At 70.5% G+C, this 16,600-nt stretch carries 12 protein-coding genes; all 12 read left to right on the top strand.

Translation table 11 applies throughout. The annotated features are described in order from the left end of the window. Positions 1–8 precede the first annotated feature (8 nt). Positions 9–1,172 (top strand): allantoate amidohydrolase, encoded by a 1,164-nt coding sequence (locus OIE13_RS23030; protein ID WP_326830309.1) that lies wholly within the window; start codon positions 9–11, stop codon positions 1,170–1,172. Next, the gene (locus OIE13_RS23025) at positions 1,160–2,521 is read left to right on the top strand and encodes a formimidoylglutamate deiminase (protein ID WP_326636705.1); all 1,362 of its coding nucleotides are present in this window, start codon (positions 1,160–1,162) and stop codon (positions 2,519–2,521) included. The genes OIE13_RS23030 and OIE13_RS23025 overlap by 13 nt, the downstream gene beginning before the upstream one ends. Further along, the gene (gene hutI / locus OIE13_RS23020; protein ID WP_326636707.1) at positions 2,518–3,690 is read left to right on the top strand and encodes an imidazolonepropionase; all 1,173 of its coding nucleotides are present in this window, start codon (positions 2,518–2,520) and stop codon (positions 3,688–3,690) included. The genes OIE13_RS23025 and hutI overlap by 4 nt, the downstream gene beginning before the upstream one ends. Before the next feature lie 211 nt (positions 3,691–3,901). Beyond that, positions 3,902–4,840, top strand: coding sequence for a sigma-70 family RNA polymerase sigma factor (locus OIE13_RS23015; RefSeq protein WP_326636709.1), 939 nt, complete (start codon positions 3,902–3,904; stop codon positions 4,838–4,840). A 385-nt stretch (positions 4,841–5,225) separates the two neighbouring features. Continuing rightward, positions 5,226–6,539 (top strand): ammonium transporter, encoded by a 1,314-nt coding sequence (locus tag OIE13_RS23010; protein ID WP_326636711.1) that lies wholly within the window; start codon positions 5,226–5,228, stop codon positions 6,537–6,539. After that, positions 6,536–6,874 carry a P-II family nitrogen regulator gene (locus tag OIE13_RS23005; RefSeq protein ID WP_030906290.1) on the top strand — a complete coding sequence of 113 codons (339 nt, stop codon included), beginning with the start codon at positions 6,536–6,538 and terminating at the stop codon, positions 6,872–6,874. The genes OIE13_RS23010 and OIE13_RS23005 overlap by 4 nt, the downstream gene beginning before the upstream one ends. A gap of 3 nt (positions 6,875–6,877) precedes the next feature. Further along, on the top strand, positions 6,878–9,154 hold the full coding sequence (locus OIE13_RS23000; RefSeq protein ID WP_326636715.1) for a [protein-PII] uridylyltransferase: 2,277 nt from the start codon (positions 6,878–6,880) through the stop codon (positions 9,152–9,154). Positions 9,155–9,401: 247 nt separating this feature from the next. After that, positions 9,402–12,245 (top strand): sensor histidine kinase, encoded by a 2,844-nt coding sequence (locus tag OIE13_RS22995; protein WP_326828750.1) that lies wholly within the window; start codon positions 9,402–9,404, stop codon positions 12,243–12,245. Continuing rightward, the gene (locus tag OIE13_RS22990; protein WP_442811518.1) at positions 12,242–12,664 is read left to right on the top strand and encodes a roadblock/LC7 domain-containing protein; all 423 of its coding nucleotides are present in this window, start codon (positions 12,242–12,244) and stop codon (positions 12,662–12,664) included. The genes OIE13_RS22995 and OIE13_RS22990 overlap by 4 nt, the downstream gene beginning before the upstream one ends. Positions 12,665–12,702: 38 nt before the next feature. Then, a complete protein-coding gene (locus OIE13_RS22985) occupies positions 12,703–13,065 on the top strand; it encodes a DUF742 domain-containing protein (protein WP_326636719.1) in 363 nt (120 codons plus the stop codon). Next, on the top strand, positions 13,046–13,636 hold the full coding sequence (locus tag OIE13_RS22980; protein WP_326636721.1) for a GTP-binding protein: 591 nt from the start codon (positions 13,046–13,048) through the stop codon (positions 13,634–13,636). The genes OIE13_RS22985 and OIE13_RS22980 overlap by 20 nt, the downstream gene beginning before the upstream one ends. Positions 13,637–13,915: 279 nt before the next feature. Then, positions 13,916–16,600, top strand: coding sequence for a nitrate- and nitrite sensing domain-containing protein (locus OIE13_RS22975; protein ID WP_326636723.1), 2,685 nt, complete (start codon positions 13,916–13,918; stop codon positions 16,598–16,600).

Below are 16,600 nucleotides of genomic sequence, written 5' to 3'. Positions count from 1 at the left end.
TCGACGAGATGTGGGGTGCCATCGCGCACCTCGGACGTGATGGCCGGACCCGGGGCTACCTGCGAGACGCGTGGTCGCCGGCGGATCTGGAGCTTCGGCGCTGGTTCGGACAGGAGGCGGCCAGGCGCGGCCTCGACCTGAGGGAGGATCGCAACGGCAACCTGTGGGCCTGGTGGGGTGACCCGTCGGCGCGGCCCGGGGTGGTCACCGGCAGCCACCTCGACTCGGTGAGGCAGGGCGGTGCCTTCGACGGCCCCCTGGGGGTCGTGTCGGCCTTCGCCGCCCTCGACCTGCTGCGGGCCAGGGACTTCCGGCCCGCGCGCCCCCTGGGGATCGCCTGTTTCACCGACGAGGAGGGCGCCAGGTTCGGTGTCCCGTGCGTCGGCTCCCGCCTGCTGACCGGGATCCTGGACCCTGACAAGGCGCGCGCCCTGACCGACGACGAGGGCGACTCGCTGGCCGAGGTGCTGCGCAGGGCAGGGCGTGACCCGGGCGCCCTGGGCCGGGACGAGGAGACCCTGCGGCACATCGGGGTCTTCGTCGAGCTCCACGTCGAGCAGGGCAAGGACCTGGTCCACCGGGACGCGCCGGTCGGCGCCGCCTCGGCCATCTGGCCGCACGGCCGCTGGCGGTTCGACTTCCACGGCCAGGCCAACCACGCCGGCACCACCAGGCTGGCCGACCGCGACGACCCGATGCTGCCCTTCGCCCGTACCGTGCTCCACGCCCGCCAGGCCGCCGAGCGCGGCGGCGTGGTCGCCACCTTCGGCAGGATGCGTGTGTCGCCCAACAACGCCAATGCCATCCCCGGACTGGTCAGCGCCTGGCTGGATGCCAGGGGCGGTGACGAGGACGCGGTCAGGGCGCTGGTCGCCGAACTGACCGAGTTCTCCGGTGCCGAGGTCAGCGTCGAGTCGTGGACCCCGGTCGTGGACTTCGACGCGGTCCTGCGGGAGCGGGTCGCCGCCGCCGCGGGGGGCGCACCCGTCCTGCCGACCGGGGCCGGACACGACGCGGGCATTCTCGCGTCCGCGGGTGTGCCCAGCGCGATGGTGTTCGTCCGCAATCCGACGGGCATCTCTCACTCTCCGGACGAACACGCGGAGACGGCCGACTGCCATGCGGGGGTCACCGTCCTCGCCGCGACGCTGGAGGACCTGTGCGCGAGCTGAACTACTGGTGCGAGCTGGCCTGGCTGCCACCGGGCGAGGCCGTCGCAGGGGTGCTCGTCAAGGTCCACGACACCGTGATCTCCGAGATCGTCACCGGTGTGGCGACCCCGCCGGCCGGAGCCGTCCGGCTGGCCGGGCTGACCATCCCCGGTCTGGCCAACGCGCACTCCCACGCCTTCCATCGCGCCCTGCGCGGGGTGACGCAACGTGAGAAGGGCAGTTTCTGGACCTGGCGCGAGCAGATGTACGGGGTGGCGGGGACCCTCGACCCCGAGTCCTATCTCAGACTCGCCAGGGCCGCGTTCGCCGAGATGGCACTGGCCGGCATCACCTGCGTCGGGGAGTTCCACTACCTGCACCACGGTCCGGGCGGCAGGCGCTACGACGACCCGAACGTCATGGGCCACGCGCTCGTCCAGGCGGCGCGCGACGCGGGGCTGCGCATCGCGCTGCTGGACGCCTGTTACCTGACAGGCGGCGTCGGCACCCCGCTGAGCGGTGTACAGCTGCGGTTCGGTGACGGCGACGCCGACGGGTGGGCCGCCCGGGCGGAGGCGCTCACGGCCCACTACCGGGGCGATCCGGATGTGGAGATCGGCGTGGCAGTGCACTCGGTCCGCGCGGTCAGGCCCGAGCAGATACCCGTGGTCGCCGAGTTCTCCCGCCACCACGCGGTCCCGCTCCACTCCCATGTCTCCGAGCAACGGGCGGAGAACACCGCCTGCGTGGAGGCGTACTCCGCGAGCCCGGTCCAGCTGCTGGAGGCGCACGGCGCGCTCGGCCCCCGCTCGACCGCCGTGCACGCCACGCACCTGTCGGACGTGGACGTCGCGCTGCTCGGCGGCTCCGGCACACGCGTGTGCATGTGCCCGACGACCGAGCGCGACCTCGCCGACGGCATCGGGCCGGCCAGGGCGCTGTTCGACGCGGGGGCGCCCATCACGCTCGGCTCGGACAGCCACGCGGTCGTCGACCTGTTCGAGGAGGCCCGCGCGGTCGAGCTGGACGAGCGGCTGGCCACCGAGCGGCGCGGCCACTGGTCGGCCGCCGAGCTCCTGCACGCCGCCACCGCCGCGGGACACGACTCGCTCGGCTTCGCCTGCGCGGGCATGCTCGTCCCCGGCGCGTGGGCCGACCTGGTGTCGCTGCGCCTGGACTCGGTCCGTACGGCGGGCGCCTCCCCGGCGCACCTGGCCGAGACCGTCGTCTTCGCCGCCGCGGCCGCCGACGTGCACTCCGTGGTGTCGAGTGGCCGCCGCGTGGTCACCGACGGCAGGCACGCCCTCGGTGACGTGGGCGGCATGCTCACCGAGGCGATCACCGAGGCGCGAGGGGGAAGGTCGGCATGACGGGCGAGGACCGGCAGGTGAGGAGCATCCTCTTCGATCGCATCGGACTGCTCTACACGGGCGATCCGGCGCGGGAGGAGATCGAGGACGCCGCGCTGGTGGTGGAGGACGGCGAGGTGGTGTGGGTGGGGCCCACCGGCGCGGCTCCCTGCGCCGACGAGCGGGTGGACACCGAGGGGCGCTGCGTGATCCCGGGCTTCGTCGACAGCCACGCCCACCTCGTCTTCGCCGGCGACCGCACGGCCGAGTTCGCCGCCCGCATGGCGGGCCGGCCCTACACGGCCGGTGGCATCCGCACCACGGTGTCGGCCACCCGCGCCGCCTCCGACGTCGAACTCGTGACGCGCACCGCCGCCCTGGTCTCGGAGATGCTCACCCAGGGGACGACCACGCTGGAGATCAAGAGCGGTTACGGCCTCACGGTAGAGGACGAGCGCAGGTCCCTGGAGATCGCGCGGGGGTTCACCGAGGAGACCACCTACCTGGGCGCGCACGTGGTGCCCCCCGACGCCTCCTCGGCCGACGAGTACGTCCGCACGGTCACCGGGGAGATGCTGGAGGCCTGCGCGCCGCACGCCCGGTGGGTCGACGTGTTCTGCGAGCGCGGCGCCTTCGACGCCGACCAGAGCAGGGAGATCCTTCTCGCCGGGATGAAGGCGGGGCTGCTGCCGAGGATCCACGCCAACCAGCTGGGCGAGGGCCCCGGGGCGCGGATCGCCGCCGAGGTGGGCGCGGCCTCCGCCGACCACTGCACCCACCTGACCGACGACGACGTCTCGGCGCTGTCGTCGGCGGGAGTGGTGGCCACCCTGCTGCCCGGCGCGGAGTTCTCCACCCGCTCGCCCTACCCGGATGCCCGTCGCCTGCTGGACGCCGGGGTGACGGTCGCGCTGGCCACCGACTGCAACCCGGGTTCCTCCTTCACCTCCTCCATGCCCTTCTGCGTGGCGCTGGCGGTCCGCGAGATGCGGATGACGCCGCTGGAGGCGATCAGGGCGGCCACGTACGGCGGGGCCAGGGCGCTGCGCCGCGGGGACGTCGGCACGCTGCGGGTGGGAACCAGGGGGAACCTGGTGATCCTGGACGCCCCGACGTACGTCCATCTCGCCTACCGGCCGGGGGTGCCGCTGGTGACACAGGTGTGGAAGGAGGGGCGCCGTCTGGTCTGACCATTTTTGCCAGGGGCAGCCGTCGGCCTTGTCACGGAGTCGGGGGACATCCTCCCTGAGGAGGAATTCGAAACCATTCTCCAGGCGTACTTCTTGAGGGAATCTTTGCTCTGATCCAGCCGTTGAAAAGTCAAGCGACGTGTCCGCGCGCATTGGGGCGTTGAGCGAGCGGGTGGACACGTCATAAGCAGCCGGAGCGAGGTGCCATCGGATGGCAAGGCCGACGGGGAATCGGACGCAGGATCAGCACGTCTCTGACAGAGACCTGCTCGGGACCTACCTGGCAGAGATTGGAAGGGTGCCCCTGCTCACCGCGGAGGAGGAGGTGGAACTCGCCAAGCGGATCGAGGCAGGTCTCTTCGCGGAGCAGTTGCTGGACGGCGGGTTGACGGAGCCGCGGATCGCGGACGCCGCCGATGAGGAGCTTGAGCGACTGGCCGTTTCCGGGCGAAGGGCCAAGGATGAATTCATCCAGGCCAATCTACGTCTTGTGGTGGCGGTGGCGCGCAAATATTCGGGGCGGGGAATGCCGCTGATCGATTTGGTTCAGGAGGGCAACCTGGGGTTGGTCCGCGCGGTTGAGAAGTTCGACTACCGGCGCGGTTACAAGTTCTCGACTTATGCCACCTGGTGGATCCGGCAGTCCGTGGGGCGCGCCATCCACGAGCAGGCCCGGCCGGTCCGCCTGCCCACCCACGCGGGTGAGCAGATGACCAGGCTGATGCGGGTCCGCCGGGACATGCTGGCCGAGTCCGACGCCGAGCCGACCGACGCCGATCTCGCGGCGGTGCTCGAACTGCCCATCGAGCGGGTCCGCGAGCTTCGCCGCTGGGCCTCCGACCCCGTCTCCCTGCAGCTGGGTGTGGGCGACGAGGACGAGACCGAACTCGGCGACATGATCGCCGACGACACGTGGGCCGATCCCGAGCAGCAGGCGATGGACGTCCTTGAACGTGAGCGTCTGGAGGAGTGGCTGACGGGTTTGGAGGGGCAGACCCGCGAGATGCTCCGCTGGCGCTACGGCCTGATGGACGGCCGCGAGCACACGCTGACCGAGGTCGGCGAGCGCTACGGCATCGGCCGGGACCGTGCCCGTCGCATCGAGCGCGACGCCCTGGCCCGGCTGCGGAAGATGGCCACGGCCGCCTGAACGACCCGCGATCCGGCACGCCCCCTGTGGGGCGTGCCGGATTCGTTTTCCCGGGGCCGGCGCTGCTTCGCCCGGACGAGGGGACATGGCGGGCGTGGCGGCGGTCATGCGTGTGGTCATCGGCAGCCCGCTGAAGAGCCCGGCGGTTGCTCGCCCGGGCACCTTTTGGGTCATCTATAAGTCAAGGCACGCCCGGTCCGAAACTTGATGGAAACATCATGCGGCCGAGATTCACAGATGCGAAACACGCAGAGTCGCGCCTTGAAACGGCGGAAGAACACGCTGTGGCGCAACGTCAGTGCGCGGCCGGTCGATGGAGCCCAGGAAGCGATCACTGCGACTGTGAAACCGGCCACACGCCATTTGTAAGGGAGGGTCGCGTCGAATGAAGATCGATAGCGGCACCACTGCCTGGATGCTCACAGCCACCGCGTTGGTGCTGTTGATGACTCCCGGCCTTGCGTTCTTCTATGGGGGAATGACCAGGGCCAAGAGTGTCCTGAACATGATGATGATGTCGTTCGTCAGCATCATCACCGTCACCATCGCATGGGTGCTTTACGGGCACTCGCTGACGTTCACCGACAACGGCAACGAGCTCGTCAACAAGTTCGTCGGCGGCTTCGACGCCCTCGGGCTGCAGAGCCTGGTCGACACCGCCACCAAGGACGACGGCACGGGTATGCCGAGCCTGGTGTTCTCGGCCTTCCAGCTCACTTTCGCGATCATCACCGTCGCGCTGATCAGCGGTGCCATCGCCGACCGCGCCAAGTTCGGCGCCTGGGTGCTGTTCACCATCGTCTGGGCGACCATTGTCTACTTCCCCGTGGCCCACTGGGTCTGGGGCAACGGCTGGCTGTTCAGCCTCGGTATCGAGGACTTCGCCGGTGGCACCGTGGTCCACATCAACGCCGGAGCCGCGGCCCTGGCCCTCGCGCTCGTGCTCGGCAAGCGCGCCGGCTGGCGCAAGGAGCCGATGCGGCCGCACAACCTGACCCTGGTCCTGCTCGGCGCCGGTCTCCTGTGGTTCGGCTGGTTCGGTTTCAACGCGGGCTCCGAGCTCGCGGTGGACGGCACCGCCGGCCTGGCGTTCATGAACACCCAGATCGCCACCGCCGCCGCCGCGGGTGCCTGGCTCGTGGTCGAGAAGATCCGCGACGGTCACGCCACCAGCCTCGGTGTCGCCTCCGGTGCCGTCGCCGGTCTGGTCGCCGTCACCCCGGCCTGTGGTTTCGTGGACCCCTGGGCGGCTCTCATCCTCGGCCTCGTCGCCGGTGCGGCCTGCGCCTATGCGGTGGGCCTGAAGTACAAGTTCGGCTACGACGACTCCCTCGACGTGGTCGGCGTGCACCTGGTCGGCGGTGTGATCGGCGCTGTCTCCCTGGGCTTCATCGCCGCCTACCCGTTCCTGGAGCAGCAGAGCACCGGCCTCCTCTACGGCGGCGGCATCAAGCAGCTGGGCCTGCAGATTCTCGGCCCGGTCGCGGTCGGCGCGTACTCCTTCATCATCACCTGGATCATCGCGAAGATCATCGACAAGACGATGGGCTTCCGGATCGGTGCCGAGGAAGAGATCGCCGGCGTCGACATCACCTCCCACGCCGAGACCGGTTACGACCTCGGTACCATCCACTCCTCAGGTGTGGCCGCCGTCAACGGTCCGGCTCCCACCCCGGCGTCTAAGAAGGTCGACGCATGAGACTCATCACCGCGATCATCAAACCGTTCAAACTCGACGACGTGAAGGCGGCCCTGGAGCAGTTCGGGGTCAAGGGCATGACGGTCAGCGAGGCCAGCGGCTACGGCCGCCAGCGCGGCCACACCGAGGTCTACCGCGGTGCCGAGTACCAGGTCGACCTGGTGCCCAAGGTCCGCCTCGAAGTGCTCACCGAGGAGGACGACGCCGAGGACGTCATCGACGTCATCGTCAAGGCCGCGCAGACCGGCAAGATCGGCGACGGCAAGGTCTGGTCCGTTCCGGTGGACACGGTGATCCGCGTCCGCACCGGGGAACGCGGACCTGAGGCGCTCTAACCGGTGAGAGGCGACACTCGCTCGTACGCCGCGGCCCGTAAGGAACGGGCCGCGGACATCGACCGCTGGCTGACAGACCTGGTCAGGACCGCCTGCGGCACGCCGTACGGGCACAACGGGGGAACGACGAGAAACGACGAGCGCGGCGCCCTCAGTGGAGTCGCGCTCGTCGCGGTCGGGAGCCTGGGCCGCTCGGAGCTCGCGCCGGGCAGCGACCTTGACCTGGTCCTGCTCCACGACGGGCGAGATGACGTGGCGCGTATCGCCGACCGCATCTGGTATCCGATCTGGGACTCCGGGATCGGCCTCGACCACTCGGTGCGGACCGTGGACGAGGCGGCGAGGGTGGCCGGGGAGGACCTCAAGGCGGTCCTCGGGTTGATCCAGGCCCGGCACGTGGCGGGAGACCAGGAGCTGACGCGGTCGGCGCGCGAGGTCGTGCTCGCCGAGTGGCGGGCCGACTCCCGGCGCCGCCTGGGCGAGCTGCGCGACGCCGCAGACAAGCGTGCGGAGGCGAGCGGGGAGCTGGCGTTCCTCCTCGAACCCGACATCAAGGATTCCCGCGGCGGCATCCGTGACGTGCAGGCGATGCAGGCCGTGGCTGCGGCCTGGGTCGCCTCGGCTCCCGGCCCGCGAGTCCGCGAGGCCTACGAGCTGCTGCTCGACATCCGGCACGGCCTGCACCTGGTGACCGCCCGAGGCGTCGACCGGCTGGTGCTCCAGGAGCAGGACGCGGTCGCCGGGATCCTCGGCCTGCTCGACGCCGAGGCGCTGATGCGCAGGCTCGCCGAGGCCGCCAGGACGATCGGGCACGCCTTCGACGCCACCTGGCGCACCGTCGACCGGCTGCTGACCGGTCCCACCCCCCGTGGCCGCCGCCCGCTCGCCGACGGAGTCGTCGAGCACGGCGGAGAGGTCGTGCTGGCCCGCGGGGTCAACCCCCGCAAGGACCCGACCCTCGTGCTGCGCGCCGCCGCCGCCGCCGCAGAGGCGGGACTGCCGCTGGCACCCGCCACGGTCACCACGCTGGCGGCCCAGTCGCCACCACTCCCCGTGCCCTGGCCGGACGAGGCGCGCGATGCCCTGGTGGCCCTGCTGGGCGCCGGGCGCGCGGCCGTGCCGGTCTGGGAGGAGCTGGACCAGGCGGGAGTGCTGGTCCGCCTGCTGCCCGACTGGGAGCGGGTGCGGCACCGCCCGCAGCGCAACCCGGTGCACCGCTACACGGTCGACCGGCACCTGATCGAGGCCGCGGCCGGGGCCGCCTCGTTCACCCGCGAGGTCTCCCGGCCCGATCTGCTGCTCATATCGGCGCTCCTGCACGACATCGGTAAGGGATATCCCGGCGACCACTCCACCACCGGCGCCGTCGTCGCCCGCGACATCGGGACCCGGATGGGCCTGCCCCCGGCGGACGTCGACACCCTGGAGACCGTGGTCCGCCATCACCTCCTGCTGCCCGAGACGGCCACCCGCCGCGACCTGGACGACCCGGTGACGATCTCCCGGGTGGCCGAGGCCGTCGGTACGCGCGAGGTCCTCGAACTGCTGGCGGCCCTCGCCGTGGCCGACGGCCACGCCACCGGGCCCGCCGCCTGGAACTCGTGGAAGGCCTCGCTGGTCACCGATCTGGTACGCCGGGTCCGTTCGGTGCTCTCGGGCACCCCGCTGCGGCCCGCGCCCTCGCTCTCGGTGGAGCAGGCGTCCCTGGCCCGCCACGGCGGAGGCGCCGTACGGATCAACGGGGGAGCGGTCACCGTGGTCGCGCCGGACCGCGCCGGGCTGCTCTGGCGTGCGGCCGGGGTGCTGGCCGCGCACCGGATGGTGGTCCGCGCCGCGTCGGCCGCTTCGGCGGGGGCGACCGCCGTGATCGAGTTCTCGGTCGTCCCCGAGTACGGCTCGCCGCCCGACCCCGCGACGCTGGAGGCGGACCTGCGGCTGGTCCTGGCCGGCCGCCTCGACATCGAGCAGCGTCTCTCCAGGAGGAGCAGGTCGCTGCGCCCGACCCGGGTGCCGGTGGCGCCGCCCAGGGTGAACCTGCTGGACGACGCGTCGAACACCGCGACGGTCATCGAGGTGCGAGCCCATGACCGTCCGGGACTTTTGTGGCGCATTGGTAGAGCGTTTGGTGAATGTGGCCTTGACGTACGGGCTGCCCGTGTGGAGACTCTCGGCGCAGAGGTGGTGGACGTCTTCTACGTGGTCGACAGAGCCGGCCGCCCGCTGACCGACGAGGTCCAGCGAGCTCAGATACGCGACCAGGTGCTGGCTGCCCTGCGGTAGCCGTGGATGATCGCTTTTGTCGCCTTCGTAACAATCAAAGGTGATATGTCGGTTTTGTCGACTCTCTCACGTGACCTTGTGGTCTGATGTTGTCCACCTGTGTCGTGATTGAGGGGTAGCGAGAGCTTTGGCGACGGCGACATCCGAGAGCGGGGGTGCTTCGGCACCCGACCGTGGCAAGCGGCCTGCCGCCCGGTTCGGCCTGAGGAACTGGCGTGTCCGTTCGCGTCTGACGGCTCTGATCCTGGTGCCGACCACGGTGGGTGTCCTGCTTGCCGGTACGCGCGTGGTGGCCTCCGTCGACAGCGTCGCCGGATACCAGCGGACCGCCGCCGCGGCGGAGTACTCCGGCGGCCTCCGGGATCTGGCCCAGGCGCTTGGATTGGAACGTGACCGAGGCGCCTGGGCGTCGTTCCAGCCCTCGAACAAGGGGTTGGAAGAGAGCGAGGAAGCCCAGCGGAAGGTGGTCGACGCGCTGGTCAAGAAGGTGCTGCTGGAGGTCCAGGCGATAGACGACTCCTACGGGTCCCGAACCGTCGAGGCGGCCAAGAGCGTCGCCTACCAGCTGGAGGGCATTTCCGAGCTGCGCCGCCTGCCGGGCACGACCCGTGTGGAACGTTACAGCCACATGATCGCCCCGCTGCTCAAGCTCCATGAGGAGCTCACACTGGTCAGTGACGATTCGGAGATCATCGGCAACGCCCGCGCGCTGAGCGCCCTGGCGTACGCCAAGGAGGAGGTCTCCAGGCAGCGCGCCCGCCTGCTGGCCGGTTACTACGCGCCCTCGCTGATCAATCCGCAGGAGATCGAGAAGTTCATCGCCTCCCGTTCCCGCATGAACGAGTTCGAGGCGGACTTCAGCGTCGAGGCGAGCCCGGCCAACAGCTCGCTTCTCGTCACCTCCATGATCGACGAAAGGGTGCACCGGGCCGAGCTGACCAAGTCCAGGGCGATCGTGCTCGCCGGCGACCCCCGTTACACCGGGCGGCTGCTGCCGGGTTCCAACGAGGTCAAGCAGTGGTTCTCGGACAACACCGCGGTCCTCGACCTGATGCGGAAGGTCGAGACCAAGGTCGCCGGTGACGTGGTCGCCAGGGCACGGGTGCTGGAGGACACCGAGCAGCGCACCGCGATCATCACATCGGCTCTGATCCTGCTCCTGCTCCTGTTGGTGCTCGGCCTCACCGTCGTCATCGCCCGCTCGATGGTGACGCCGCTGCGCCGCCTGCGAGCCGAGGCGCTGGAGGTCGCGGGCTTCAGGCTTCCCGAGGTCGTGCAACGGCTGCGGGTCTCCGGCGACACCAGGACACCCGACATCGCCCCCATCTCGGTCGAGACCACCGACGAGATCGGCGAGGTGGCCAAGGCCTTCGACGAGGTCCACCGGCAGGCCGTGCGCCTGGCCGCCGAGGAGTCCGAGCTCCGTTCCAACATCAGCGCGATGTTCGTCAACCTGTCGCGTCGCACGCAGACCCTGGTCGAGCGGCAGATCTCGCTGATCGACGGCCTGGAGAAGGGGGAGGAGGACGGCGGCCGCCTGGCCGACCTGTTCAGGCTCGACCACCTGGCCACCCGTATGCGGCGCAACTCCGAGAACCTCCTGGTCCTCGCCGGTCACGAGCCGCCCCGCAGGCGCAGCCGGCCCGCCAAACTCGTCGACGTCGTGCGCGCCTCCCTATCCGAGGTGGAGGACTACGAGCGGGTCCAGGTCAAGGTGCACCGTACGATCTCGGTCGCGGGCAGTGCCGCCAACGACATCGTGCACCTGGTCGCGGAGCTGGTGGAGAACGCCGTCCAGTTCTCTCCCCGGGCCAGCCGGGTCGTGGTCTCCAGCAGCGCGATCGAGGGCGGTGGCGCGCTGCTCGCGGTCAGCGACCCGGGTATCGGCATGACCCACGAGGAACTGGTCGAGACGAACCGCAGGCTGGCGGATCCGCCCGTCGTCGACGTCTCGGTGTCGCGGCGCATGGGCCTGTTCGTGGTCGGCCGCCTGGCGCTGCGCCACGGCATCCGGGTGCAGTTGCGCCCGCAGGAGGGCGGTGGCCTCGTCGCCATGGTGCTGTTCCCGCCCGAGATCCTCGTGCAGGAGGTCCAGCCGGTGCAGACGCCCTCCTGGGGGACGGAGCAGGCGGTCTCGCGGGACTTCTCCGCCCAGGCGCCCACCGGCGGTCCGCCCGTCCAGCGGCCCTCGTACGGACAGGCCCAGCCCTCATTCGGGCAGTCCTCGTTCGGACAGGCCCAGCCCTCGTTCGAGCAGTCCTCGTTCGGACAGGGGCAGTCCTCGTTCGGGCAGAGCTCGTTCGGACAGGGTTCGTTCGGGCAGGCGTCCATCCCGGACGCACCCTCGTTCGGTTCGACCTCGCTGCCCGGTGACCATACCGCTCCGGGACGGCAGGACTCCGCCGGTCACATCGACTCGTCAGGTGCTCCGGCAGGTGGCGCGCCACTGCCCAAGCGCCAGGTCGGCGGGATGAAAGGCAACGGGGGTGTCTCCGCTCCCGGCTCCCCCTCCCGGGGAGAGTCCTCATACGAGCACGAGTACGAGTACGAGTACGAGGGGCCGGCGGCTGGGACGATGCCCACGGTGGGCGTCTCCCCGCTCGAACCCGAGCAGGAGGAGTACCTGCCCATCTTCGCCTCGGTCGAGTCGGCCTGGTTCCGCCGCGCGGACGGGCCGGGTGAGCAGAAGGACGGGCCGGTGGAAGACAAGGTGCCCACGTCCTCCGCACCGGTGAGCAGGTCCGGAGAGCCGGAGGCGGCCTGGGCGGAGGAGTCCATGCCCCCGGCGGGCGCGGAGGCGGGCGACCCGGACGGCTGGGACACCCCCTCCGACGTCGGCTGGCAGGCCGCCCAGGCGGTGAGTGCCCCCACCCTCGGCGGGATCACCGCCGCGGGCCTGCCCAAGCGCATTCCAAGGGCGAATCTCGTACCGGGCACGGCCGCTCCCACGCCGTCCAGCCCGATGCCGTCGCCGTCCCCGGACAGGGTGCGCAACCGTCTGACGAGTTTTCAGCAGGGGGTGCGACGAGGTCGCGCCGAAGTGGCCGAAGCCACTACCGGGAGCCTTATGGACAAGGAGGAGGGCTCGTGACGACCCTGAGTCATGAGGCACGCAGGTTCGACTGGCTGATCACCGAGTTCGTCCGCGGCACACCCGGTGTCGCGCACGCGGTGTGCGTCTCCGCCGACGGGCTGAGGGTCGCCGGCTCGGAAGGGTTTCCGGCCGACAGGGCCGACCAGCTCGCCGCGGTCGCGGCGGGTCTCCTCAGCCTGACCGTGGGTGCCTCCCGCGTGTTCGACGGAGGTTCCGTCACCCAGACCGTGGTCGAGATGGAGCGCGGACTGTTGCTGGTCATGGCGATCAGCGACGGTTCCGCGCTCGCCGTGCTGGCCTCTCCCGACTGCGACATGGGTCTGGTGGCGTACCAGATGACCCTGCTCGTCGAGCGGGCCGGTCAGGTGCTCACCCCCGCGCTCCGTGCCGAGCTGCAGTCTTTCCGGGGCCGGTAGTGACCGGGTCCGTGTCGGGGTCGTCCGTGGGGAGGCCGGTGCGCGGGATTGACGGAACCGAGGACGACGAGCCCCTGTTCCGTCCGTACACCGTCACCGGTGGCAGGTCGGAGCCCCGTTTCCACCTGGCGATGGAGACGTTGGTCTCCTCTTCCTTCATCATGGAGGAGGACCTGGCTCTGCTCAGCCCCGAGCAGGATGCGATCATCAGGCTCTGTCGCTCGTATCGTTCCGTGGCTGAGATCTCGGCTCTGCTGAGGGTCCCGCTCGGCGTGGCCCGCGTTCTGGTGGCGGATATGGTCGACGAGGGTTTCGTCCGCATCCACCAGCCACGTCTCAACGGGGGACAACCGGATCTCAACATGCTGGAAAGGGTGCTCAGTGGACTTCGCAGGCTCTAGCCGCGGCGGCGGCCTGACATCGACGAAAATCGTTGTCGCGGGGGGATTCGGTGTCGGTAAGACCACGTTCGTGGGGGCGGTGTCGGAGATCCTGCCGCTGACCACGGAGGCGGTGATGACCGACGCCAGCGCCGGGATCGACGATCTCGACCTCACACCGAACAAGACCACCACCACGGTCGCGATGGACTTCGGCCGTCTCTCGCTGGACCGCGACCTGATCCTGTACCTGTTCGGCACGCCCGGCCAGCACCGGTTCTGGTTCATGTGGGACGACCTGGTCCGCGGCGCGATCGGCGCGGTGGTCCTGATCGACACCCGGCGACTGGCCGAGGGCTTTCCCGCGATCGACTACTTCGAGGAGGCCAAGCTCCCCTTCGTGGTCGGTATCAACGGCTGGAACGGGGAGTTCCCGCACAACGAGGACGAGGTGCGGGAGGCTCTGACGCTGGCCCCGCACATTCCCGTCGTGCGGACCGACGCCCGCTCCCGCGACTCCGTCAAAGGCACGCTGATCACTCTGGTCGAGCATGTTCTGCGGGTCCGCGCGGCCTACGGCACGTCTGCGTAGCCCCTGCCGCATCCGGGTGGGTTCGTGGTCCGCGACCATCTCGTAGGTGAATAAAACCGGTATTCCATCCGTAGTTGGAGCTCCAGATTCCAGTCACCGCTTCGCCAGGAATACGCATTTATTGAGCTGTGTTCGCTTGGCCCCATAGGTCGATATGTGCTCGAATTGCCGAGAACCGCAGGAAATTCGACCGGTGGTTCATCCACCGAGAGGCAGCGTTCGGTGAGCACACAGAGGATCCAAGCCGCGGGCAGCGGCCTACGCCCGCGGAACTGGCGGGTGAGGCGGCGCCTTGTCGCGCTCATCCTGGTGCCCACGATCGCCGCGGTGCTGCTCGGCGGGGTCCAGGTGCTCGCCTCGATGAGTGCCTCGAACGACTACCGGCGGATCAACGACCTGGCCCGGCTCTCCGGCCACGTCGGCGCGCTCACCCACGAACTGGCCAAGGAACGTGACCACACCGCCTGGTTCATCGCCCTCGGCCGCCCCGCGAGCGGGGTGAAGAACGTGCGGGCCCAGATGGACCTGGTCGACGGTGCCGTGACACGCGTTCGCGAGAGCGGTGCCCTGCTCGGCAGGGAGGTGAGCGGCCGTACCCGGGACGAGGTCGAGACCGCGATCACCCGCCTGGACGACCTCCCCCCGTTGCGTACCCAGGCCCTGGGGTCGACGCTGCTACCCGACGCGGCCATCGCCGCCTACACCCCGGTCATCGCCGATCTGATCTCCCTCCACGACGAGCTCGGCAAGGGCACCGCCGACGACGTCCTGTTCGGCCAGGCCCTGACCCTGGACGCGCTCGCCCGCGCCAAGGAGGCGGTCTCGTTCCAGCGGGCGCTGCTGACCGTGGTGCTGGTGGCGGGGCGGTTCGAGCAGGAGCAGATGGAGCAGTTCCTCGGCGCGCTCTCCACGGAACGCAACGAGAGGAAGGCCTTCGCCGCCGAGGCCGGAAGCCGGGACCGCCGCCTCTTCGACGAGGCGGTCAACGGCCGTACCGCCGACCGCGCCGAGTTCCTCCGCGAGCTGGTCCTGCTCCGCGTGGCCTCCGGCGTCTCGCTGAAAGGGCTGGACCCGGCGGAGAAGGACGACGCCGAGGAGTGGTTCGATGCGGCCACCGTCGTCGTCGACCAGATGCGCGGGGTCGAGGAACGGCACGCCCGGGACATCGTGGTACGCAGCCAGCAGCTCGGTGACGCCGAGCAGAGCCGCGCCCTGATGGTCGCCATGGCCGTCGTCACCCTGCTGGCGCTCGTGCTGGTGATCACCATCTGGGTGGCGCGCTCGCTGGTCAGCCCGCTACGGCGGCTGCGCGGGGAGGCGTTGGAGGTCGCCGGGGAGCGGCTGCCCGCGTACGTCCAGCGGGTCCGCGAGTCGCGCGAGGGGGAGGTCGTCGCGGACGTGCCGCCGATCGGGGTGCTGTCCCGAGACGAGATCGGCGAGGTCGCCAGGGCGTTCGACGAGGTACTCAGGGAGGCGGTGCGGCTGGCGGGCGACGAGGCCAAGTTGCGGAACACGGTGAACGCGATGTTCGTCAACCTCTCCCGGCGGAGCCAGAACCTGGTGGAACGCCAGCTCAGCCTGGTCGAGCGGCTGGAGCGCGGCGAGCGCGACGACCAGCGGCTGGCGGACCTGTTCAAGCTCGACCACCTCGCCACCCGCATGCGCCGCAACAGCGAGAACCTGCTCGTCCTCGCCGGGCAGGAGGTGGCACGGCGCTGGAGGCAGCCTGTCGAGCTGATGGACGTGGTCAGGGCCGCGCTGTCGGAGGTGGAGAACTATGAGCGGGTGACGAACCGGGTCCAGTCGGAGGTCGCCGTCGAGGGTCCCGCGGTGAGCGACGTGGTCCACCTGCTGGCCGAGTTGGTGGAGAACGCCGTCTCGTTCTCGCAGACGAACACCAGGGTCACGGTGTCCAGCAGCCGGATCGAGGGCGGCGGTGTGATGGTCTCGGTGACCGACCAGGGCATCGGTATGACGCCGGACGAGCTCTCCCAGGCCAACTGGCGGCTGGCCAACCCGCAGGCCGCCGACGCGTCGGTCGCCCGCCACATGGGTCTGTTCGTGGTCGGCCGCCTCGCGGTCAAGCACGACATCCGGGTCCGGCTCCGCCACCAGGAGTCCGGCCTGACCGCGATGATCCTCCTCCCGGAGACGCTCCTCGTCACGCCGCCCGACGCGCCCCAGCAGGTCGGCTACCCGCAACTCTCCGGCGCCCTCCCCGCGGGTGTCTCGCCCTTTACCGGCCCGTCGTTCCCCGCCGGTGCCGAGGGCCTGTCCCGGAGGGCCCCCGTGCTCGCGGCCCCCACCGCGCAGGTCCCCGCACAGGCATCCCCCGCACCCGGGTGGGACAGGCGGCCGGACGCGAACGCGCCGAGCGTGTGGAGCCCGCCCGTGGAGCGGTCCCGCTCGCGGGGGGAGTTCCCAGAGCCGGACTCCGGCCTCTTCGGCAGCCTTCCCGGCCCGCTCGACTCCTTTCCAGGTCAGGTTCCGGCGGACGGGACAGGGCCGCTGCCCAGGATGGGGGCCTCGCCGCCGGCACAGCGGGACGAGTTCCTGCCGATCTTCGCCTCGGTCGAGTCCGCCTGGTTCAGGATCGCCGCCTCCTCCGGAGAACCCGGCGCGGAGCCAGACGGTTCCGCTGCCGCGGCCCCTGGCGACCCCGTCCCGGGGAAACTCCGGGACGAGCCCGAAGCGTGGTCCTCGCCAGGTGACGGAGGCTGGCAGGCCGCCCAGGCGGCGAGCGCCCCCGCACACGGCGGTACGACCGCGGCCGGCCTGCCCAGGCGCACTCCCAAGGCCAACCTGGTGCCCGGCTCCGTGGCGCCGCTCGCGCGGGCACAGTCGCACCCGGAACCGGGCGCGGCCCCGGCCCCGGTCTCGGCCGAGCGGCTCCGCGACCGGATATCGAGCTTCCAGCAGGGCGTGCACAGGGCGCGCAACGAGCTCTCGAACGGGGATCGGTAG

Source organism: Streptosporangium sp. NBC_01810, assembly GCF_035917355.1.
Taxonomy (GTDB): domain Bacteria; phylum Actinomycetota; class Actinomycetes; order Streptosporangiales; family Streptosporangiaceae; genus Streptosporangium.
The sequence above is the reverse complement of the archived record's forward strand: the minus strand, read 5'-3'. Positions and strand labels throughout refer to the sequence as shown.